General features: G+C 72.3%; 18 protein-coding genes. 7 read left to right on the top strand and 11 right to left on the bottom strand.

All coding sequences use genetic code 11. The features are described from left to right. Nucleotides 1–55: 55 nt before the first annotated feature. The 3 genes from ACFY0K_RS19380 to ACFY0K_RS19370 all read left to right on the top strand — a co-directional run bounded on the left by ACFY0K_RS19380 (nucleotide 56) and on the right by ACFY0K_RS19370 (nucleotide 3,948). On the top strand, nucleotides 56–1,417 hold the full coding sequence (locus ACFY0K_RS19380; protein ID WP_390640850.1) for an FtsW/RodA/SpoVE family cell cycle protein: 1,362 nt from the start codon (nucleotides 56–58) through the stop codon (nucleotides 1,415–1,417). After that, nucleotides 1,414–2,904 carry a penicillin-binding transpeptidase domain-containing protein gene (locus tag ACFY0K_RS19375; RefSeq protein WP_390640849.1) on the top strand — a complete coding sequence of 497 codons (1,491 nt, stop codon included), beginning with the start codon at nucleotides 1,414–1,416 and terminating at the stop codon, nucleotides 2,902–2,904. The genes ACFY0K_RS19380 and ACFY0K_RS19375 overlap by 4 nt, the downstream gene beginning before the upstream one ends. A gap of 105 nt (nucleotides 2,905–3,009) precedes the next feature. Then, complete coding sequence (locus ACFY0K_RS19370) at nucleotides 3,010–3,948, top strand: diiron oxygenase (RefSeq protein WP_093499118.1); 939 nt, start codon at nucleotides 3,010–3,012, stop codon at nucleotides 3,946–3,948. Nucleotides 3,949–4,002: 54 nt separating this feature from the next. Here the strand turns inward: ACFY0K_RS19370 and ACFY0K_RS19365 are convergent, their stop codons facing one another. From ACFY0K_RS19365 to ACFY0K_RS19330, 8 genes are all read right to left on the bottom strand, one after another. Beyond that, complete coding sequence (locus ACFY0K_RS19365; RefSeq protein ID WP_390640848.1) at nucleotides 4,003–5,145, bottom strand: NlpC/P60 family protein; 1,143 nt, start codon at nucleotides 5,143–5,145, stop codon at nucleotides 4,003–4,005. A 114-nt stretch (nucleotides 5,146–5,259) separates the two neighbouring features. Further along, nucleotides 5,260–5,559, bottom strand: a complete 300-nt coding sequence (locus ACFY0K_RS19360; RefSeq protein ID WP_382731414.1) for a hypothetical protein — start codon at nucleotides 5,557–5,559, stop codon at nucleotides 5,260–5,262. Nucleotides 5,560–5,569: 10 nt separating this feature from the next. Continuing rightward, nucleotides 5,570–6,223 carry a helix-turn-helix domain-containing protein gene (locus ACFY0K_RS19355; protein ID WP_351957849.1) on the bottom strand — a complete coding sequence of 218 codons (654 nt, stop codon included), beginning with the start codon at nucleotides 6,221–6,223 and terminating at the stop codon, nucleotides 5,570–5,572. Nucleotides 6,224–6,406: 183 nt separating this feature from the next. Further along, the gene (locus ACFY0K_RS19350) at nucleotides 6,407–7,663 is read right to left on the bottom strand and encodes a styrene monooxygenase/indole monooxygenase family protein (protein WP_390640847.1); all 1,257 of its coding nucleotides are present in this window, start codon (nucleotides 7,661–7,663) and stop codon (nucleotides 6,407–6,409) included. 40 nt (nucleotides 7,664–7,703) lie between these two features. Beyond that, nucleotides 7,704–8,339 carry an ATP/GTP-binding protein gene (locus ACFY0K_RS19345; protein ID WP_390640846.1) on the bottom strand — a complete coding sequence of 212 codons (636 nt, stop codon included), beginning with the start codon at nucleotides 8,337–8,339 and terminating at the stop codon, nucleotides 7,704–7,706. Further along, nucleotides 8,320–8,742 (bottom strand): DUF742 domain-containing protein, encoded by a 423-nt coding sequence (locus ACFY0K_RS19340; protein WP_093499124.1) that lies wholly within the window; start codon nucleotides 8,740–8,742, stop codon nucleotides 8,320–8,322. Before ACFY0K_RS19340 ends, ACFY0K_RS19345 begins: the two co-directional genes overlap by 20 nt. Then, nucleotides 8,739–9,242 carry a roadblock/LC7 domain-containing protein gene (locus ACFY0K_RS19335; protein ID WP_390640845.1) on the bottom strand — a complete coding sequence of 168 codons (504 nt, stop codon included), beginning with the start codon at nucleotides 9,240–9,242 and terminating at the stop codon, nucleotides 8,739–8,741. Before ACFY0K_RS19335 ends, ACFY0K_RS19340 begins: the two co-directional genes overlap by 4 nt. After that, nucleotides 9,239–12,307 carry a nitrate- and nitrite sensing domain-containing protein gene (locus ACFY0K_RS19330; RefSeq protein WP_390640844.1) on the bottom strand — a complete coding sequence of 1,023 codons (3,069 nt, stop codon included), beginning with the start codon at nucleotides 12,305–12,307 and terminating at the stop codon, nucleotides 9,239–9,241. The genes ACFY0K_RS19335 and ACFY0K_RS19330 overlap by 4 nt, the downstream gene beginning before the upstream one ends. 394 nt (nucleotides 12,308–12,701) lie before the next feature. On the opposite strand from ACFY0K_RS19330, the gene ACFY0K_RS19325 reads away from it, so the two are divergent. After that, a complete protein-coding gene (locus ACFY0K_RS19325; RefSeq protein WP_390640843.1) occupies nucleotides 12,702–13,490 on the top strand; it encodes a protein phosphatase 2C domain-containing protein in 789 nt (262 codons plus the stop codon). A gap of 242 nt (nucleotides 13,491–13,732) precedes the next feature. Here ACFY0K_RS19325 and ACFY0K_RS19320 read toward each other — a convergent pair whose 3' ends face one another. Beyond that, complete coding sequence (locus ACFY0K_RS19320; protein ID WP_351957855.1) at nucleotides 13,733–14,224, bottom strand: MarR family transcriptional regulator; 492 nt, start codon at nucleotides 14,222–14,224, stop codon at nucleotides 13,733–13,735. A gap of 277 nt (nucleotides 14,225–14,501) precedes the next feature. On the opposite strand from ACFY0K_RS19320, the gene ACFY0K_RS19315 reads away from it, so the two are divergent. Further along, nucleotides 14,502–15,308, top strand: a complete 807-nt coding sequence (locus tag ACFY0K_RS19315) for a lysozyme (protein WP_390640842.1) — start codon at nucleotides 14,502–14,504, stop codon at nucleotides 15,306–15,308. A 170-nt stretch (nucleotides 15,309–15,478) separates the two neighbouring features. On the opposite strand, the gene lon is transcribed toward ACFY0K_RS19315, so the two are convergent. After that, on the bottom strand, nucleotides 15,479–17,899 hold the full coding sequence (gene lon, locus ACFY0K_RS19310) for an endopeptidase La (RefSeq protein ID WP_390640841.1): 2,421 nt from the start codon (nucleotides 17,897–17,899) through the stop codon (nucleotides 15,479–15,481). Between the two features lie 223 nt (nucleotides 17,900–18,122). Here lon and ACFY0K_RS19305 point away from each other — a divergent pair, with 223 nt between their 5' ends. Continuing rightward, nucleotides 18,123–18,875: a GNAT family N-acetyltransferase gene (locus ACFY0K_RS19305; protein ID WP_390640970.1), complete on the top strand. Its 753-nt coding sequence runs from the start codon at nucleotides 18,123–18,125 to the stop codon at nucleotides 18,873–18,875. Nucleotides 18,876–19,319: 444 nt separating this feature from the next. Here the strand turns inward: ACFY0K_RS19305 and ACFY0K_RS19300 are convergent, their stop codons facing one another. Continuing rightward, a complete protein-coding gene (locus ACFY0K_RS19300; protein ID WP_390640840.1) occupies nucleotides 19,320–20,132 on the bottom strand; it encodes a rhomboid-like protein in 813 nt (270 codons plus the stop codon). Nucleotides 20,133–20,386: 254 nt separating this feature from the next. Between ACFY0K_RS19300 and ACFY0K_RS19295 the strand changes: the two genes are divergently transcribed. Then, nucleotides 20,387–21,076, top strand: a complete 690-nt coding sequence (locus tag ACFY0K_RS19295) for a spermidine synthase (RefSeq protein ID WP_390640839.1) — start codon at nucleotides 20,387–20,389, stop codon at nucleotides 21,074–21,076. Nucleotides 21,077–21,118 lie beyond the last annotated feature (42 nt).

Genomic DNA, 21,118 nt, shown 5'->3' with positions numbered 1-21,118 from the left:
CGCTGGCACCGGCCCACAGAACACTCGAATCGCACTATTTGGGTAAGTTCCGGACATGACCAAGGCCGGAACCACCCTGGCGGCGACCCCGACCCCCACCTCCGCCGTACGCCTCCCCCGGCGCCGTGGCATCGAACTCTCCCTGATCGTGCTGGCCGTCCTGCTCTGCGTGTACGGCTACTGCGCGGTCGGCCTGGCGAAGACCGGCACCGTCCCGCCAGGTGCCGCCGGTTACGGCGCCGGCCTCGGGGTCCTCGCGCTCGTCGCCCATCTCGCCGTCCGCTTTCGCGCCCCGTACGCCGACCCGCTGCCGCTGCCGATCGCCGTGCTGCTCAACGGACTCGGCCTGGTCCTGATCTACCGGCTGGACCTGCAGACCCCCGGCGACCGCGCGGCCCCCGCCCAGCTCGTCTGGTCCACCCTGGGCGTCGGCCTGTTCATCATGGTCGTGCTGATGCTCCGCGACCACCGGGTGCTCCAGCGCTACGCGTACGTCTGCGTCGCCGCGGCGCTCGTCCTGCTGCTCCTGCCGATCCTCTTCCCTGCGGTCAACGGGGCCCGGATCTGGATCCGGGTCGCCGGATTCTCCATCCAGCCCAGCGAGTTCGCGAAGGTACTGCTCGCCGTGTTCTTCGCCGCGTACCTGGCGGCCAACCGCAGCGCGCTCGCGTACGCGGGCCGCCGGCTGTGGTTCATGCAGTTCCCGACCGGGCGGGTGCTCGGCCCGATCGTCACCATCTGGCTGGTGAGCGTCGGCGTGCTGATCCTCGAACGCGACCTGGGCACCTCGCTGCTCTTCTTCGGCCTGTTCGTCGTCATGCTGTACGTGGCGACCGGGCGCACCGGCTGGATCGCCGTCGGCCTGCTGCTCGCCGTGTTCGGCGCGATGGCCGTCGGCCGGCTGGAACCGCACGTGCACGGCCGTATCGAGGACTGGCTGCACCCGTTCGCCACGATCGAAGCGGGCCGGGGGCCGAACCAACTCGCCCAGTCCCTCTTCGCGTTCGCGGCCGGCGGGATCCTCGGCACCGGCCTCGGCCTCGGCCACTCCATCCTCATCGGCTTCGCCGCCAAGTCGGACTTCATCCTGGCCACGGCAGGCGAGGAACTCGGTCTCGCCGGACTGTCGGCGGTCTTCCTCCTCTACGGTCTGCTGGTCGAGCGCGGCTACCGGGCCGGGCTCGCCCTGCGCGACCCCTTCGGCCGGCTCCTCGCGGTCGGGCTCGCCTCGATCATCGCGCTCCAGGTGTTCGTGATCGCGGGCGGGGTGACCGGGCTGATCCCGCTGACCGGCATGGCGATGCCGTTCCTCGCCCAGGGCGGCTCCTCGGTCGTCACCAACTGGGCGATCGTCGCCCTGCTGATCCGGGTGAGCGACTCGGCCCGCCGCCACTACGACGGACAGGTGGCCCCATGAGCGCCGGCGACGGCCGCCGGCGGGCCGGCACGGCCGGGTACGTCCGGCGGGCCCGCGCCCTGTGCGCCCTGCTGCTGTTCGCCCTCCTCGTCAACGCCGCCCGCGTCCAGGTCGTCCTGGCCCGGCAGTACGACGACAACCCAGCCAACCGCCGCAACTCGATCGCCCGTTACGGCCTGCCCCGCGGCGACATCCTGGTCGGCGGCGCACCGGTCACCGGCTCCCGGGACAGCGGGGAGCAGCTGCGCTACGAACGCACCTACCCGCAGGGCCCGTTGTACGCCCCTGTCACCGGCTTCGCCTCCCAGCTGTACGGCACCACGTTCCTGGAGCACGCGGAGGACGGGGTGCTCTCCGGGACCGATCCGCTGCTGTCGCCGCTTCCGCTGTGGAACGACACCGGCCGGGCGGTGAACCCGGGCGGGAACGTCGTCACCACCCTGAACCGGTACGCCCAGGAGGCCGCCTTCCGGGGACTCGGCTCGCGCAAGGGCGCGGTCGCCGCGATCGAACCGGCGACCGGCCGGATCCTCGCCCTGGTCTCCACCCCGTCGTACGACCCCTCCGAACTGTCCGGCAACGGCGAGGCGGTGACCTCGGCCTGGGCGCGGCTGAACGACGACCCGGAGAAGCCGATGCTCAACCGGGCGGTACGGCAGACCTATCCGCCGGGCTCGACCTTCAAGGTGGTCACGGCGGCCGCCGCCCTGGACGCGGGCGTGGTCACCGACCTGGACGCACCGACCGACTCGCCCGACCCCTACCGGCTGCCGGGCACCACGACCCGGCTGACCAACGAGGGCGACGGCTGTGCGGACGCCTCGCTGCGGGCGGCCTTCGAGTGGTCCTGCAACACGGTCTTCGCCAAGCTGGGCGTGGACGTGGGGGCGGCGCAGATGACGGCGACGGCACAGGCGTTCGGCTTCAACGACACCCGGCTGCGGATCCCGTTCACCGCCGCAACCAGCACCTTCGACACGAGCGTGGACAAGGCACAGCTGGCCCTGTCGTCGATCGGGCAGTACAACACCCGGGCCACGCCGCTGCAGATGGCGATGGTCGCGGCGGCGGTGGCGGACGGGGGGCTGGTGCGGCCGCCGTACCTGGTGGAGCGGACCCTGCGGCGGACCGGCGAGACGGTCCGCACGGGCGGTGCGGGGCCGGTGCGGCAGGTGATGAGTGCCGCGACGGCGATGCGCGTGAAGGAACTCATGGTGGACGTGGTCGAGGAGGGCACCGGCACGAACGCGGCGATCCGTGGCGCCACGGTCGGCGGCAAGACCGGCACCGCACAGCACGGCGTCGGCAACTCCGGGGTGCCGTACGCCTGGTTCGTGTCCTGGGCGCAGGCGGACGACGACCCGGAGCCGAAGGTCGCGGTGGCGGTGGTGGTCGAGGACGCGGCGGCCGACCGCGGGGAGATCAGCGGCGGCGGGGACGCGGCGCCGATCGCCCGGTCGGTGATGCGGGCGGTGCTCGGGTTCTGAGACGCGGAGTCAGCAAGTCGTGCGCGGGGGATTGACCGTCTTGCTGACACGCGGTCTCATAAGGGTGGACGATGACGTACCCCCGGGTAACGAGGTGAGGGAGCCATGACGACCCTGACGGAAGCCGACGCGGTCGACGGACTGCGGGACGCGCTCGGCCTGCTCAAGGACCGCGAACAGGTGGCCGAACGGCTGCTGGTCTCCTCCGCGAAGCACTCCTTCGACCCGGACAAGGAGCTGGACTGGGACGCACCCTTCGAGGAGGGCAAGTGGTTCTGGCCGCCGGAGCTGGTGTCGCTGTACGGCACGCCGATGTGGCAGCGGATGAGCGAGGAGCAGCGGATCCTGCTCTCCCAGCACGAGGCCGCCGCGCTCGCCTCGCTGGGCATCTGGTTCGAGCTGATCCTGATGCAGCTGCTGGTCCGGCACATCTACGACAAGGCGGCGACGACCGCGCACGTGCGCTACGCGCTGACCGAGATCGAGGACGAGTGCCGGCACTCGAAGATGTTCGCGCGGCTGATAGCGCGCGGTGACGCGCCCTGGTACCCGGTGAGCCGGGCCCACCAGAACCTCGGCCGCCTCTTCAAGACGATCTCCACGACACCGGGATCCTTCACCGCCACCCTGCTCGGCGAGGAGGTCCTCGACTGGATGCAGCGGCTGACCTTCCCGGACGAGCGGGTCCAGCCGCTGGTGCGCGGGGTCACGCGGATCCACGTGGTCGAGGAGGCCCGGCACGTGCGGTACGCCCGCGAGGAGCTGCGCCGGCAGATGGTGACGGCGCCGCGGTGGTCGCAGGAGTTCACGCGGGTCACCTCCGGTGAGTTCGCGCGGGTGTTCTCGGTCGCGTTCGTCAATCCGGAGGTGTACACGAACGTGGGCCTTGACCGGCGGGAGGCGGTGGCACAGGTGCGGGCGAGCGGGCATCGGCGGGAGGTCATGCAGACGGGCGCGAAGCGGCTGACCGACTTCCTGGACGACATCGGCGTTCTTCGGGGGGCCGGGCGGCGGCTGTGGAAGAGCTCGGGGCTGCTGGCTTGAGTGTTGGGTGCGGGTGAGTGGGGGCTTGTCGCGCAGTTCCTCCCCCAGCGCCCCTTAGGTGGGTGTCGGGGCTGTCGGCTGTCCCGTGCCGAAAGCTTCGTCCGAGCCCTCCGCCGCCGTCTGCGGGATCGTCGGGGGCGTGTAGTGGGGCAGGGAGCCGGCCTTCGGATCGGGGCGTACCGCGCCCAGGATCGGGTTGGCCGCGATCGGGGAGACCTTGATCTTCGCGCCGGGGCGGGGGGCCTGGACGACCTTGCCGTCGCCCAGGTAGAGGGCGACGTGGGTGGCCTCGGGGAAGTACACGACCAGGTCGCCGGGGCGCAGGTGGTTCAGGGGGACGTGGGGCAGGTGGGCCCACTGCTCCTGGCTGGTGCGCGGGATGGGGGTGCCGGCGTGGTCCCAGGCCTGTGAGGTCAGGCCCGAGCAGTCGTACGACACCGGGCCCGCCGCGCCCCACTGGTACGGCTTGCCCAGCTGCTGCACCGCGTAGCGCACCGCGCGGTCCCCTGCCGGGGACGGAGGCGTCGTGGTGCTGCTCAGGGCGCCGGACGTGGTGAGTTTCCGCTGGGCGTCCGCCGTCTTCGTCTTCTCCAGGCCGGCGATCGCGGTGAGCTGGTCGGGGGTGAGGGACACCAGCATGCGCTCCACCTCGGAGAGGCGCGTGCGGACCTCGTCGCGCTGCTTCCGCTGCTTCTCAGCGAGGGCGAGCCGGGTGTCGAGCGCCGCGCGGGCCCGGCGGGCCAGGTCGGCCTGGTTGCGCTCGTCGTCGGCCAGGCGGCCCACCGTCTTCGCCCGCTCGCGGGCCAGCTCGCCGATGACATGGCCCTCGTCGAGCGCGTGCTGCGGGTCACGGGCGAGCAGCAGCCGCAGGTACGGAGAGAGCGAGCCGGCGTTCTGGTACTGCTGCCGGGCCAGCCGGCCCGCCTCGGTGCGGCTGGCGTGCAGGGAGCGCCGGGCGATGGCCAGCTCGTCGTCCAGGCGGGTCACCTCGGCACGCTGCCGCTGCAGCCGTTCCGCCGTGGCGTTGTAGGTCTCGGTGGCCTGTTCGGCCTGCCGGTACGCCTGCTGGAGATCCGTCAGCAGGTCGGCGACCGATTGCGCGGGGGCGGTGGGTGCGGCGAGCGCGGGCGACGGCGCGAGGACGGCCTGGGCCGCCACCGCGGCCGTACAGGCCAGACGCAGGAACCTTCCTGACACGTCATCACCTCCGATGCGGGACGGCCTCTCCGTTCCACATCGCGATGATCACGTGATTATCAGACGTGTATGCGTGGTCCGCGCGGCACGTGTGCGCCGTCCGGCGCAGTCATGTCACCCGTCGGTGTCGTCGGGCCTCCGCGCCGGGTCCTGCTTCGACCACGGCCACTTCGGCCCGCCGCCGGCCCCCTTGCCCGTCGGGTCGTACGCGTACTTCCAGCCCTGGGACAGACCGAGGCGCCTGCTCTGCCCCCGGGGCACGCGGCGGTAGACCAGGACGGTGGGCGGGCCGCCCGCCGGGTCCGGGACCGGGATGCGGTACGTCTTCGGCGGGTGGCCGGTCATGCCCAGCAGCACGGGCAGCACCCGTCCGTCCATGGGGCCGCCCTCGAAGGGGGTGTCCTGACTCTTCACGGCACCAGTTTCAGCCATCCGCCGCGAGGGCGTCGACGAGGGCCGCGGTCTGCGGGTCGCGGCGCGCGGTCACGCTGAGCACGGCGACGAACTGGTCCACCAGCCAGTCCCGCAACTCCTCGAGCGGCGGCTGCTTGTCCTCGTCGAGCCAGATGAGCGAGGCCGCCTCGACGGCGGTGATCCACATCCGGACGGTCATCCGCAGCCGGGGGCCCGGGGCGGCGACGCCCAGGTGGCTGAGAATGTGCTGCGCGGCGGCCCGGCGTACGCCGTCCACGATCGCCGTGGTCCGCGAGGTCTCCACCACGCTGCCGCCCTGGAGCAGGGCGCTGAAGCCGGCGTCGTGCTGGTCGACGAAGGCGAGGTAGCGGTCGAGGGCGCGGGCGAGCCGGGGCAGGAGGGGGCCCTCACGAGGCTCGTCGAAGCAGTGTTCGAGTTCCTCGGCGGCCGACCTGAGGGCGGCCTCGTAGAGCTGCTGCTTGCCGCCCGGGAAGTAGCGGTACACCAGGGGACGCGAGACCCCGGCCGCCTCCGCCACGTCGTCGAGCGACACCTCCTCCGGCGCGCGGTGCGCGAAGAGGGTGAGGGCCGCGTCGAGGAGCTGGCTGCGCCGCTCCTCGACGGAGAGCCTGCGGTAGGCGGGGGTGGCGGCCTGCGGGGTCATGCGATCAGCGTATGCGGTGGGGCGGGGGCGCCGCGACGGGCACCGGCCGGTGGTCGGGTGCGGCGCCGTCGTGGCTGGTCGCGCAGTTCCCCGCGCCCCTTCAGGGGCGCTGTGGAGCCCCCTGCTTTCAGGGGCGCGGGGAACTGCGCGAGCGACCACCGCGCACCCGCGGCCGAGAACCGGTCAGGCGCCTGCGGTCACCGACGCCAGGTAGGCCTCGGTCTTCTCCGGCTCGTAGAAGAAGTTCTCGAAGTCGGCCGGGTCGTTGAAGGCGTTGGCGAAGCGGTCGGCGACCGGCTGGAGCTGGCCTGCCGCGCCGATGAGGTTGAGGATGTGCTCCGGCGGGGGCGCCAGCATGGCGTTCGTCCACTTGGTGACGTGCTGGGCCGTGTTCCAGTAACGGTCGAACGTCTCCTGCATCCAGGTCTCGTCGAACTCCTTCTCGCCCTGTTCGAGGATCGAGGCGAGGTAGGAGGCGGCGCACTTGGAGGCGGAGTTGGAGCCCTGGCCGGTGATCGGGTCGTTGGCGACGACGACGTCCGCGACGCCGAGGACCAGGCCGCCGCCGGGGAGGCGGCCGATCGGGTTGCGGACGGTGGGGGCGTAGCGGCCGGCGAGGGTGCCGCCGGCGTCGGTCAGTTCGGCCTTGGTGGCCCGCGCGTGCTCCCAGGGCGTGTACCGCTCCATGAGTTCCAGGGTCAGGGAGAGGTGCTCCGAGGGATCCTTGACGCCGTTGAAGACGTCCAGCGGGCCGCCGGGTATGCCCTCCCAGAAGAGGATGTCGGCGGGGCCGGAGGTCGTCAGGGTCGGCATGACGAAGAGTTCGCCGACGCCCGGGACCAGGTTGCAGCGGACCGCGTAGAAGTCCGGGTGCTCGGGGCGGGGGCCGAGCCCGTGGACGTAGGAGACGGCCAGCGCCCGCTGCGGCTCGCTGTACGGCGAGCGGGAGGCCTCGCGGCCGAACATCTGGACCAGCTCACCCTTGCCGGCCGAGACCAGCACCAGGTCGTAGGTGCGGGCGAAGTAGTCGAGGTCGCCGACCGCCGCGCCGTGGATGACCAGCTGGCCGCCGCGCTGCGCGAACGTCTCCATCCAGCCGGCCATCTTCACCCGCTGGTCGACCGACTGCGCGTACCCGTCGAGCCTGCCCACCCAGTCGATGGCGCGGGCCGCGGGGCCCTCGCCCCAGGAGCCGGGGGCCGCGACCGAGACGCCGAGTCCTTCGATCTTCGGGGCCTGGGACTCCCAGAAGTTCAGCTGGAGATCGCGCTCGTGCTGCAGTGCCGTGTGGAACATGCACTGCGTCGACATGACCCGGCCGGAGCGGATCTCGTCCGCGGTCCGGTTCGACATCAGGGTGACCTCGTAGCCGTGCGACTGGAGGCCGAGGGCGAGCTGGAGACCGGCCTGGCCGGCCCCCACGACGAGTATCTTCCGCATGCGGTGGTGGCTCCTAAGGGTTCAGAAGATCTACCCGGTGCTACTCGGGAGTTTCGTCCAGCGCGTGGGCGACCAGGGACAGCAGCGTCTCGATGGCCGAGATCCGACGGCGGGCGTCCATGATCATTACAGGTATGCGCGGCGGGATCGTCAACGCCTCCCGCACGTCCTCGGGCTCGAAGCGCTCGCTGCCGTCGAAGTGGTTGACCGCGACGACGTACGGCAGCCCGCAGCTCTCGAAGTAGTCCAGCGCCGGGAAGCAGTCCTTCAGGCGCCGGGTGTCCGCGAGGACGACGGCACCGATCGCGCCGCGCACCAGGTCGTCCCACATGAACCAGAACCGCTGCTGGCCCGGCGTGCCGAACAGGTAGAGCACCAGGTCGTCGTCGAGCGTGATGCGGCCGAAGTCCATGGCCACGGTGGTGGTCAGCTTGCCGGGCGTGGCGGTGAGGTCGTCGGTCTCCTCGCTCGCCTCGGTCATCAGCGCCTCGGTCTGCAGGGGCGTGATCTCCGAGACGGCGGTGACCAGCGTGGTCTTGCCGACGCCGAAACCGCCCGCCACGACTATCTTCGTCGCGATGGGGGCCCGGCTGCGGTCCGTCTGCCAGGACCGCGGCTGCTCCTCCTCTTCGAGGAGCGGGTTGACGCCGGTGGCGTCAGAGACGGCGTAGTCCACTCAGCACCCTTTCCAGCAGAGCGCGGTCCGGGCGGCCGACGCCGTGCCCGGTACCGGTTCCGTACACACGGATCTTTCCCTGGTCCGCGAGGTCGCTGAGCAGGACCCGGACCACGCCGAGCGGCATCTTCAGCAGCGCGGCGATCTCGGCCACCGTCCGCATACGGCGGCACAGTTCGACGATGGCCTGCATCTCGGGCATCACCCGGGTGCTGAGGGAACCATTCGTCAGTTCCTTGCGCTCCTCCGGGGCCTCAAGGGCGGCCACGAAGGTCTCCACCAGCAGGACGTGGCCGAAACGGGTACGGCCGCCGGTGAGGGAGTAGGGGCGGACGCGGGCGGGTTTTCGGTCGCCGCCGCGTACCGGGAGGTTCTGCCCGCGGTTCTTCGGCGCGCTGCTCATCGGCCGCTCCTCGTCGCGTCGGCCTCAAGGGACTTGCGCAGCTCGGTGCGCAGTTCGGGGGTGAGGACGTGGCCGGCGCGGCCCACGAACAGTGCCATGTGATATGCCACCACGCTCATGTCGCACTCCGCGCTGCCGTGCACGCCCAGCAGTGAGCCGTCGCTGATCGACATCACGAAGAGGCTGCCCTCGTCCATCGCGACCATCGTGTGCTTGACCGGGCCGAAGTCCATCAGCCGGGCGGCACCGACGGTCAGGCTGCCGATGCCGGAGACGACGGTGGCGAGGTCGGCCGAGGAGCCGCGGGGGCCCTTGCGCTTCTCGCCCCGTGTCTCGCGGGCCTCCTGGTTCCGGCTGGTGTCCGAGGAGAGCAGGAGCAGTCCGTCGGAGGAGACCACGGCGACGGACTGGATCCCGGGCACCTCCTCGACGAGGTTGCTCAGCAGCCAGTGCAGGTTGCGGGCCTCACTGCTCAGTCCGAAGGTACTGGGCGCGGTCAACTGCTTGCCTCCTCGGATGTGCCCCCCGTGGCTTCTTCGGATACGGCTGTTCCGGGTACGGCCCGTACGGTGCTCGGCACCTGGTTCTGGCCGGTCTGCTCGGCGATCTCCGCCTCGACGTCACGCCGTCCGGCGTCGGCTCCCCGGCGGAAGCCGCCGAGCCTGCGGCGGAGGGCGTCCGCGTCGACGCCGGTGCTGCGCTGGCGGGGTGCCGGGGCGGGGGCGGTGATCCTGGGGGTGCGCTTGGGGAGGCCCTTGCTGGTGACCTCGTCCTCGGCGTCACCGTCGTCTTCGGCCTCGGCGGTCGTGGGCAGGGGCAGCGGGCGGGAGAGCTCTTCGGCTATGCCGAAGTCGTTCCCACCCGTACCACCCGTGCGGGCAGCCAGGTCGGGTGCGGGTGGCCCCGGTGGGGCGTACTCGCCGTCGGCGGCCGCGGGTTGCGGACGCGCGTGCTGCTCGGCGTCCACGGACTGCGGCCTGGGCCAGTCGTCGTCCTCGCCCCGTCGGCGCCGCGGCCGGTCCTCGTCCTCGGCACCCGGCGACCCGGGCCAGTCGTCACCCTCGACCCGCCGGCGCCGCGGCCGGATCCCGGCGTCGGCGGGGTGCGTCCGCTCCTCGGCGGCACCGGCCTGCGTCCGCTCCTCGCCGGGAACGGTCCGTGGCTGCGGCTGGGTCTCCTCGGTCGGCTGGGGACCTTGTTCCGTGAGCGGGACCAGCAGTTCCATCGTGGTCTCGGCGAGCGTCTCCGCCGGTGCCTTCGGCCGCGCCGTCGGCTCGGCGTCCTGGGCCTTCGGCGCCGGCGCCTGCTCGTGGGCGGGCTGCTCGTCGGCCCGCCGTACCGCGTTCTCCGCCAGCGTCACCAGCGGGTCGCCGGACGCCGAGCGGCCGTACAGGACGTTGGAGTTGACCTCGGCGTCCGCGCCGGGGAGGGAGTAGGCGTGGGCGCCGCCCGAGGCCGTCGCGGGTGAGGGGACCGCGGTCCGCGGGGCCTGGGCCAGCAGCGGCTGGGGCAGGACCACGACCGCCGCCACCCCGCCCTGCTTCTGCTCGCGCAGCTGGACGCGGACGCCGTGCCGGTGGGCGAGGCGGGCCACCACGTAGAGGCCGAGACCGAGACCGCCCTCGCCCTCCTGGTCGTAGGGCGACTCGGGGTCGAACTCGGCGAGGCGGCCGTTGAGGCGGACCATGCGGTCGGCGGTCATGCCGATGCCCTCGTCCTGGACGGAGAGCATGACCTCGCCGCTCTCCAGCAGCCAGCCGGAGATCTCGACGGGGACGTCGGGCGGGGAGGACGCGGTGGCGTTCTCCATGAGCTCGGCCAGGAGGTGGGAGAGGTCGTCGGCCGCGAAACCGGCCACGTGCGCGTGCGGGGGCAGGGCGGCGATCCGGACCCGCTCGTAGCGCTCGATCTCGCTGACCGCGGCCCGGACGACGTCCACCAGCGGGATCGGGCCCGCGTGCTGCTGGACGTGTTCGGTGCCGGCGAGGACCAGGAGGTTCTCGCTGTGGCGGCGCATGACCGTGGCGAAGTGGTCGAGCTTGAAGAGGGTCGACAGGCGTTCGGGGTCCTGCTCGCGCTCCTCCAGGGTCTCGATCACGGCGAGCTGACGCTCCACCAGGCCGAGCGTGCGCAGCGCCAGGTTGACGAACGTGCCGCCGATGCTGGAGCGCAGCCGCTCCAGCTGGGCGGCGGCGTCGGTGACCTCGGCGCGCAGCTCCTCGCGGGCGTCGGCCATCTTCTGGCGCTGGCCGACCAGGTGCTTGCGGTCGGTCTCCAGGGTGGCGATGCGGTCGTAGAGTGCGGCGGCGTGCGCGTGCAGGGCGTTGACGGAACGGACGACCTGGGCGAACTCGTCGTTGCGGCCGGTGAAGGTGATCGGTTCCTCGGTGCGCGGGTCCTCGGCCCCGGCGAGGCGGGCCGAGCCCCGGCGGAGCACCGAGAGGGGGCGCGTGAGGGAGCGGGCCATGGCCGTCGCGATGCCGACGGCGACCAGCATCAGGGCGCCGAGCACCGCGATGCGGATCTCCAGCGCGTTGACGTCGTCGTCGCGGAGCGCCGCGAGGTCCTTGGTGCGGTGGTCGTAGAGGGCCGACTCCACGCCCCTCATCAGGTCGACCCGGGCGGACAGCGCCGTGTCCAGCTTCTTGGTGCCGGTGGCGAGGTCGCCGTCGGAGAAGGTCGGCTGGTCGGTGAGGGCGGCCAGGTACTTGTCGGCGTCGTTGACGTCACCGCCGGTGACCGTGGAGTCGTACGAGTCGACCGCGGCCTTGGGCGCGGTGTCGCGGAAGTCGGCGAGGGCCGCGTCGGCGCGCAGCCTGGCCTGCTGGGCGGCGGCGCTGAGCGCGTCGCGCTGCTTCCTGTCGGCGCCGGAGGTGGTGGTGCTGGTGACGGGCAGACCGGTGAGGGGGCTGATCGTGGTCTGGGTGGTGCTGGGGATGTTCAGGGCGGCCAGCAGGAGGCCCCTGGCCGCGGCGGACTGCTGGACGGCGGAGTCGAGTTCGGCGAGCGCGTAGGCGCCGGAGCCGGCCCTGGGGGGCATCTGCTCGGCCAGTTGTTCGGCGAGCCGGTGCAGTTCGGTGATGGTCGCCGAGTACGCCTGGTGCGCTGCGAGGGCGGTGCTCTTGCCGGTGAGGGCGGAGCGGCGGACGGCGGCGATGCCGTCGAGGTCGGTGCGGAGCCAGCCGGGGACGTCGGTGTCCGCGCGGAGGTCCTCGACCTGGCGGTCGACGCGGGCGCTGCGGTCCTCGGAGGGCGCCTTGGACTCGGGGCGGCCGGCCGCGATGTAGGAGGTGACCTCGTCGCGCTCGTCGGCGAGCGAGTTGGCGAGGGCCAGCGCGTCCTGGGTGCGGCCGGACAGGGTCACCAGGTCCTGGGAGTCGCTCAGCTGCCCCGAGGCGGTGAGCAGGGCGGGTGCTCCGGCGCCCGCGATCGCCGCGGCGACCACGGCCACGGCCACGATCAGCCGGGTGCGGACGTGCTTGGGGCGGCCGGTGCCCATGGGAGCCGCGGCGCCCGTTTCGGAGGCCGTCTTCTTGCCTGTGCGCCGAGGCCGCGTCTTCTGCACCGGTGCTCGCATTCCTGAACTCGTGTACCCAAGGGGTTGGGTGGCACCCCGTCATATCCCCGGCATTCGGTGCCAAGTGGTGCGTGCACCCGTCTTGTACGGTCCCCGACCCTCCCAGCGCCGATGGGCGGTGGTCTCACATCACTCCACCCGCCACCCGAAGGAGTGAACATCGGAGGGGAGTTGGCGGGCAAGTTCCGGCGGACTGTGCGGGACCCTTTTCCGGCTGGCCGGTTGGACGCGGACGGCAGGCTTTGACAGGATTCGCCACCGCAGCTTCCGGGAGTACGTCATTCCACCCCAAAACAGGCGGCTGACCTGCGGTGCCGCGCCAATTCCGGGGTGGTTGCCAGCCTTTGGTGAAGCCTGTGGAGGGGTCGTGCAGACTGGCCGAATGCGTACTGAAGTCGTTTCGGAACCCGGCGCCCGCGACCGCCCCAACGAGGACTTCGCCGGTGTCGGACTCCCCGCCTCGGGGCAGGGGGGTTGCGTGATCGTCCTGGACGGGGTCACCCCACCGCGGGACGGCACCGGGTGTCTGCATTCCGTCCACTGGTTCACCGCACGGCTGGGCGGGGCCCTGACCGAACTGACCGTTTCGCGAGGAGATCTGACGCTGCGGGAGATCCTCGAACAGGCGATCGCACGCACAGCCGCCGCACATGGTGGCACCTGTGACCTTTCTCACCCGCGCACCCCTCAGGCGACGGTCGTACTGACCCGCTGGTCCGCGGAGACCGTGGAGTTCCTCGTCCTGTCCGACTCGGCGCTGCTCCTGAGGTCGCCCGACGGCACGGTCACCCCGGTCCTGGACGACCGGCTCGACCGGGTGCCGCGCGCCTCGCTGGCCTCGGACGCGATCGCCGACGCCACGGTCCGCAACAAGGAGGGCGGCTTCTTCACGGCCGCCGCCGATCCCTCGGTGGCCGCCCGCGCGGTCACCGGGACGGTGCCCCGCGCCGAGGTCCGGGCGCTGGCCGCGCTCACGGACGGGGCGACCCGCTGGACGGAGAAGTTCCGGGAGGGCGACTGGACGGCCCTCCTCGACGTCGTGCGCAAGGAGGGCGCGCAGGCGCTGGTCGGCCGGGTGCGGGAGCTGGAGGCGGCCGACCGGGAGGAGCGGGTGTTCCTGCGGCGGAGCAAGACGCACGACGACGCGACGGTGGTGTACGTCGAGCTGTGAGGCACCGGGCGGCCCCAGGGCCCCCATGGCCCCCCGGACGGGCGGCCCGGTGGCGGCTCGGTCGCGGCTCGGGGGGCCCGGGGAGCCCGGGAGCCCGTGGAGCCCCGGAGCCCGTGGAGCCCGCAGGCCGGAGGCCGGAGGCCAGGGTCCCGGAGGCCCGGGGAGCCCAGAGGCCCGGGAGCCCGTGGAGCCCGCAGGCCAGGGTCCCGGAGGCCCGGGGAGCCCGGAGGCCTGGAGGGGCGCTACTTCTCCATGACGCCGTTCAACTGGCTCAGCAGTCGGGCCAGTTCCGCGACCTCGGTGCGGTCCCAGTGGGCGAGCTGACGGACGTAGCGGCCACGGCGAGCCTCGCGGACCGTGCCGACGCGGCGCCGGCCCTCGTCGGTGAGGGCGACCAGCCAGGCCCGCCCGTCGGCCGGGTCGGGCTCCCGGGCGATCAGGCCGAGCTCCTCCAGGGCGCGCAGCTGGCGGGACATGGTGGCCTTGCCGACGCCGACGTAGGCGGCCAGTTCGGTGGCGCGCTGGCCGCCGCACTCGTCGAGCCGTACGAGCAGTCCGTACGCGGCGGACTCCAGGTCGGGGTGGACCTCACGGGCCATCTCGCCCTGGCTGGCCCGGGCGCGGCGCAGCAGCACCGTCAACTCGCGCTCCAGGGCCAGGAACTCCTGGTCCGCGCCGCTCGGCGTCAACCCGGTGGCGGCGCGCCGTTCGACGCCTTCTTCGTCCTCGTGCACGTCAGCACCCCTGATCGGTTTCGCAGTCCTGAAAGTTTCCGTCAAACCCCGTCATCGCCGCAGCTCGCCAAGTATTCCGCAGGCGTAGACCAACGACAGCCTCCGGACCCCCTTCCCCGGGGGTCCGGCCGGTGCGTAGCGTCTGGATCCAGGCAATTGCTGGCATGCCCACGCCATTCGGTGGCGTCGTGCCGTGTGACACTGCGTCGTGTCGCGCCGCGCTGACCGACCGCCTCTGGCATATCTGGGACCCCACCTCACCCCACGGAGGCACGTCATGCCCGTACACAGACCCGCCCCCACACTCCTGACCGGCCTGCTGGCGCTGCTGCTCGCGGCGCTCTGCCCGGCCCCCGCCCACGCCGACGCGTCCGGCCCGGCCCGCGGCTCGGCGTACATGGGCATCGGCGTCCTGGCCCACGACGGCCAGAACGGCACGCCCAGGACCGGCCTCGCCACCCAGACCGAAGGCGTCGACGTCGCCAGCTACCAGGGCGACGTCAACTGGTCGACCCTGCTCGGCAGCGGGGTCAGATGGGCGTACTCCAAGGCGACGGAAGGCACGTACTACACGAACCCGTCCTTCGCCCAGCAGTACAACGGCTCCTACGACGTCGGCATGATCCGCGGCGCCTACCACTTCGCGACCCCGGACACCGCGGGCGGCGCCGCCCAGGCCGACTACTTCGTCGACCACGGCGGCGGCTGGTCGAAGGACGGCCGGACCCTTCCCGGCGTCCTCGACATCGAGTGGAACCCGTACGGCGCCGCCTGCTACGGCAAGTCCAAGAGCGGGATGGTCACCTGGATCACCGACTTCCTGAACCGGTACAAGGCCCGCACCGGCCGGGCCGCCGTCATCTACACGGCGACCAGCTGGTGGACCGACTGCACCGGCAACTACGGCGGGTTCGCCTCCGCCAACCCGCTCTGGATCGCCCGCTACGCCTCGGAGGTCGGCACGCTGCCGGCCGGCTGGTCGACGTACACGATGTGGCAGTACACGTCGACCGGGCCGACGGTCGGGGACCACGACAAGTTCAACGGGGCCCTCGACCGGGTGGTGGCGCTGGCCAACGGCTAGGCGGTTCTGCAGCGCCCCCGACGGGGCGCTGGGGGTACCCCCGGCCGAAGGCTGCAGGACGAACTGCGCGACCAGCCACGACGGCGCCGCGGACGAATAACGGCGCACGGCACGAAGGCCCGGGCCCCCTCGCGGGGACCCGGGCCTTCTTCTGCATCCGGCAGCGTCCGTCACGCCGCTACCGGAACCTCCGGCGCCGCGCCGTTCACGGCGGGCGCGAGCGCCAGCTCCAGGACCTGGCGGACGTCGGTCACGGCGTGGACGTCGAGCTTGTCCAGCACCTCGGCCGGGACGTCGTCCAGGTCGGCCTCGTTGCGCTTCGGGATGATGACGGTCGTCACCCCGGCGCGCTGGGCGGCGAGCAGCTTCTGCTTCACGCCGCCGATGGGCAGCACCCGGCCGGTCAGCGAGACCTCGCCGGTCATCGCCACGTCCGTGCGGACCAGCCGCCCGGAGAGCAGCGACGCGAGGGCCGTCGTCATCGTGACGCCGGCGCTCGGGCCGTCCTTCGGCACCGCGCCCGCCGGGAAGTGGATGTGCACGCCCCGGTCCTTCAGGTCACCGACCGGGAGTTCCAGTTCGGCGCCGTGCGAGCGGAGGAAGGACAGGGCGATCTGCGCGCTCTCCTTCATGACGTCACCCAGCTGGCCGGTGAGGGTCAGACCCGCCGCGCCCGTCTCCGGGTCGGCGAGGGACGCCTCGACGAACAGGACGTCACCGCCCGCTCCCGTGACCGCGAGGCCCGTCGCCACACCCGGGACCGCGGTGCGGCGCTCGGCCGGGTCCTGGGCGGACTCGGGCACGTGGTGCGGCCGGCCGATCAGGGCCCGCAGGTCCTCGTCCCTGATGGTGAACGGCAGCTCCCGCTCGCCCAGTTCGTGCTGGGCCGCGACCTTGCGCAGCAGCCGGGCGATCGACCGCTCCAGGGTGCGGACGCCCGCCTCGCGGGTGTACTCGCCGGCGAGCTTGCGCAGCGCGCTCTCGTCGAGGGTCACCTCGTCCTCGGCGAGCCCCGCCCGCTCCAGCTGGCGCGGGAGCAGGTGGTCACGGGCGATGACGACCTTCTCGTCCTCGGTGTAGCCGTCGAGGCGGACCAGCTCCATACGGTCGAGCAGGGCCTCCGGGATGGCCTCCAGGACGTTGGCGGTGGCGAGGAAGACGACGTCGGACAGGTCGAGCTCGACCTCCAGGTAGTGGTCGCGGAAGGTGTGGTTCTGCGCCGGGTCGAGGACTTCGAGCAGGGCCGCGGCCGGGTCGCCGCGGAAGTCGGAGCCCACCTTGTCGATCTCGTCGAGCAGGACGACCGGGTTCATCGAACCGGCCTCCTTGATGGCCCGGACGATCCGGCCGGGCAGCGCACCGACGTACGTACGGCGGTGGCCGCGGATCTCGGCCTCGTCCCGGACGCCGCCGAGGGCGACCCGGACGAACTTGCGGCCCATCGCATGGGCGACCGACTCACCGAGCGAGGTCTTGCCGACACCGGGCGGGCCGACGAGCGCCAGCACGGCACCGCCGCGACGACCGCCGATGACCCCGAGTCCGCGGTCGCTGCGGCGCTTGCGCACCGCCAGGTACTCGGTGATCCGCTCCTTCACGTCCTCCAGGCCCGCGTGCTCGGCGTCCAGGATCGCCTTGGCGCCCTGGATGTCGTACGCGTCCTCGGTCCGCTCGTTCCACGGCAGTTCGAGGACGGTGTCCAGCCAGGTGCGGATCCACGAGCCCTCGGGCGACTGGTCGCTGGACCGCTCCAGCTTGTCGACCTCCTTGAGGGCGGCCTCGCGGACCTTCTCCGGCAGGTCGGCGGCCTCCACGCGGGCGCGGTAGTCGTCGGACTCCTCGCCGTCCTTGGCGGCGTCGCCGTTCAGCTCGCGCAGCTCCTTGCGGACCGCCTCCAGCTGGCGGCGGAGCAGGAACTCGCGCTGCTGCTTGTCGACGCCCTCCTGGACGTCCTTGGCGATGGTCTCCGCCACGTCCTGCTCGGCGAGGTGGTCGCGCAGGTGCTGGGTGGCCAGCTTCAGGCGGGCGACCGCGTCCACGGTCTCCAGCAGCTCGATCTTCTGCTCGGTGGTCAGGAAGGGCGAGTAACCGGAGTTGTCGGCGAGCTGGGAGACGTCGTCGATGGCCTGCACCCGGTCCACGACCTGCCAGGCGCCGCGCTTGCGCAGCCAGGCGGTGGCGAGGGCCTTGTACTCCTTGACCAGTTCGGTGACATGACCGGGCACCGGGTCCGGGACGTTCTCGTCGACGCGGGTGCCCTCGACCCACAGGGCGGCACCCGGGCCGGTGGTACCGGCGCCGATGCGCACCCGGTAACGGCCGCGGATCAGCGCGCCCGGGTCGCCGTCGGCCAGGCGGCCGACCTGCTCCACAGTGCCGAGCACACCGGTGCCCGGGTAGGTCCCGTCCACCCGCGGCACCAGCAGCACCCTGGGCTTGCCCGGCTCGGTGCGGGCGGCGGCCTGCGCGGCCTCCACGGCGGCGCGTACATCAGGGTCCTTCAGGTCCAGCGGGACCACCATCCCGGGCAGCACGACCTCGCCGTCGAGAGGCAGCACAGGGAGGGTGAGTGATGCGGACGTCGAAGCCATGATCTCCCCTTCGGCAGTCAACTTGAGCTATGCCGACTCAATGTTTAGGAGCCCAGAAATGTTCCCATGCATATGTTCGCTCTGAGCGATCGAGTGCCGACCTGGCCGAACACGGTCCCGCGCCCGTGAAAACAGTTGCTCCGCGCGGGCTCATTCCCCGTACGGTCGGCCGGTGACCGACACCGACCTCGACGCGGCCCTGCTCGCCGCCTACGACGCCCAGATGCGCGCCGTCCAGCCCGTCCCCGCGCCCGGCATCACCTACGAGCACGACGGTCCCGTCCTGCGGGTGGTGGGCCAGCACCGCGGCTTCGTGACCGGGCCGCGCGACTGGGGCGGGGTGCGCGGCCCCGAACTGGACGCGCTGATCGCCCGGCAGCGGGACTTCTTCGCGGCGCGCGGCGAGGCCGTGGAGTGGAAGACGCGCGGGCACGACGACCCGGCGGATCTCCCCGACCGGCTGCGCGCGGCGGGCTTCGTGCCCAGGCCGCGGGAGACGGTCGTGACCGCCCTGGTCGAGGAGCTGGCCGTGGCCGCGCCCGCCCTGCCGCCGGGCGTCACCCTGCGCCGGGTCACCGCCGACGCGGACCTGGACCGGATCGCCGCGCTGGAGACCGCGGTGTGGGGCGAGGACATGTCGTGGCTCGCCGGCTACCTGAGGGGCCGGCTCACGGTCGCCCCCGACGAGAACGAGGTGTTCGTGGCCGAGGCCGCCGGGGAGGTCGTCTCGGCCGCCTGGGTGGCCTTCCGCCCCGGCACGGACTTCGCCATGCTGCTGGGCGGCTCCACCCTGGCCGAGTGGCGCGGCAAGGGCATCTACCGCGCACTGGTCGCCCTGCGAGCGACCCGAGCGGCAGCCAGGAACGCCCCCTACCTCCTCGTGGAGGCCTCGTCCGACAGCGCCCCGATCCTCCAACGGCTGGGCTTCAGGACCCTCACCACAACGACCCCGTACGTCTGGACCCCGGCCCGCTGAAGCGCCCCGTAAGGGGCGCGGGGAACTGCGCGACCAGCCACAACGCACCGGCACCCGACTTCCCGACCGCCCCTCCCCGACGTTGAACCCCCAGCCAACTCAAGCGCCCCGCAAGGGGCGCGGGGAACTGCGCGACCAGCCACGACGCACCGGCACCCGGCTTCCTGACGGCCTGCCACAACGGCGCAGCCCCCGCCGGTCCGGCACCGCCGAACAACGACGTCGGGGCTGAGCGCCGTTGCGGCGGAAAGAGATTGCGGCACCGCCCCACCACCGCCACACAACTCACAGGAAAAGACCCGAAACTGCCGCCGGACGGGCAGGACAAGGCAGTACACAACGCGGCTCGGGGGACACATGGACGAGAAGGAGCCGGCGGCCAAGCACCACGGCACGGCGTGCCGTGGTGACCGGCGCCGCCGTCGTCGCGGCGCGGCTGAGCGCTTAGGGGGCCATGGGGACGGCGCCGGCCAGGGCCAGGGCCTGGACCCGCTCCCGCCGCCAGCGCCGGACCAACGGCCAGAGCCCGGTGCCGATGCCCAGCGAGATCAGGTGCCCCCAGTTGGTCATCGGGTCCTGGAAGGCGATGAGGTCGGTGACGAGGCTGTAGCCGACCAGGGCGAGCAGCGGCCAGCGCACCCAGGGGGCGAGGAGGCCGGAGAGCGCGCCGATGCTGGCGGCCACGCCGAAGCTGATGCCGTAGTCGAGGCGGTGCAGCGAGGTGTCGGGAAGGTGGCCGGCCAGGACCGCGAGGCCGACCGGGACCTCGGTCGCGAGGGTGGCGAGGACATGGCCGGCCAGGAAGACGAAAATCGCGCGGGCACCGCCTATCCGCCGCTCCAGTGCGGTCAGGACGAGCACGAAGGCAAACGCGTACGGCGACAGCAGCCCGCCCGCGATCCACAGCGCGCTGGCCAGCAGGACGAAGACCGGGGTGCGCAGCAGGTGGGCGACGTCGGTGCTGGAGTCCTGGTAGACCGCGTACAGCAGACCGGGGCTTGCCCAGCTCGCGAAGAGCGAGGTGAGGGCCAGGACCGCCGTGTAGGCGAAGGTGACGGGGGTGCCGGTGGGGCTGGGGAGGAGCCGCCAGGGCAGCACGCGCCACTGGTGCGCGGGGAGGGCGGTGCGCGGGAGCCCCGGGGCCGGCGCCGCGGCCGGGCCCCGCTGGCGGGGCACGCCGTCGAGGAGTGCGGCGACGTCCCCGGCAGGAAGGGGCTCGGGCGTGGGCGTCGATGCGACCCTCGCGGTCCGTTCCACGGTGAGGCGCTCCTTCCGTTTCACCCCACCTTTCGTGGTCCCACGAACCGCTGTCTATGACCGAGGCCACCCACGGAACGATTCAAAGGATTTTCTGAAGAACCAAGAGGGGTCAGGAGGAACCATACGAGCCGCTTCCCGTCATCCGCGGGCGCGAAGCGCCGGGCGGCCCCTCGAACGGGTGACACCCGGGCGGCTGCCCGGCACCCGTAATTCGGGTGGCCGCAAAGCCCTGTTGGGGCAGGATGGCCGCCATGACGACCTCGGCCTCCGCACCCGACAGCCGCCCGGTGGTCCTGGACCGGCGCGACGGACCGTACGGCGAGGTGGTGCTGCGCCGGCACGGCGGACACCTGCAGATCATCGCCAACGGCTGCTTCCTGATGGACACCTCCGACGGACGCTCGGAACGGTTGCTGGTGGACGCCGCGTTCCGGGCGCTGGACGGACGGAGCGAGCCGGCGGTGCTGATCGGCGGGCTGGGCGTCGGGTTCTCGCTCGCCCGTGCCGCGCAGGAGCCCCGCTGGGGACGGATCACGGTCGTCGAGCGGGAGACGGCGGTCGTCGGCTGGCACCGGGACGGTCCGCTCGCCGCGGTCTCCGGCCGCGCGTTCGCCGATCCGCGCACGGTGATCGTCGAGAGCGATCTCGTCACTTACGTCAATGAGACATCGGACACGTTCGACGCCCTGTGCCTGGACATCGACAACGGCCCCGGCTGGACCGTCGACGAGGGCAACGAAGGGCTCTACTCACCGGCCGGACTCGCAGGCTGCGCAAGGGTGTTGAGGCCCGGCGGGGTACTTGCCGTATGGTCGGCGCAGCCCTCTGCGGAATTCGAGGGAACCTTGCGGAATGCCGGTTTCCAACGGGTGCGTACCGAAGAGATCCCGGTTGCCCGGGGCGTTCCGGACGTCGTTCACCTTGCCGTCCGCCCTGGATAGCGAGTGCGCCTCCTGTCCCCGTAATGTGCATCCCTGACGCGG

This window comes from Streptomyces sp. NPDC001507 (assembly GCF_042894765.1).
GTDB lineage: Bacteria > Actinomycetota > Actinomycetes > Streptomycetales > Streptomycetaceae > Streptomyces.
This window is presented reverse-complemented; position numbering and strand designations above follow the sequence as displayed.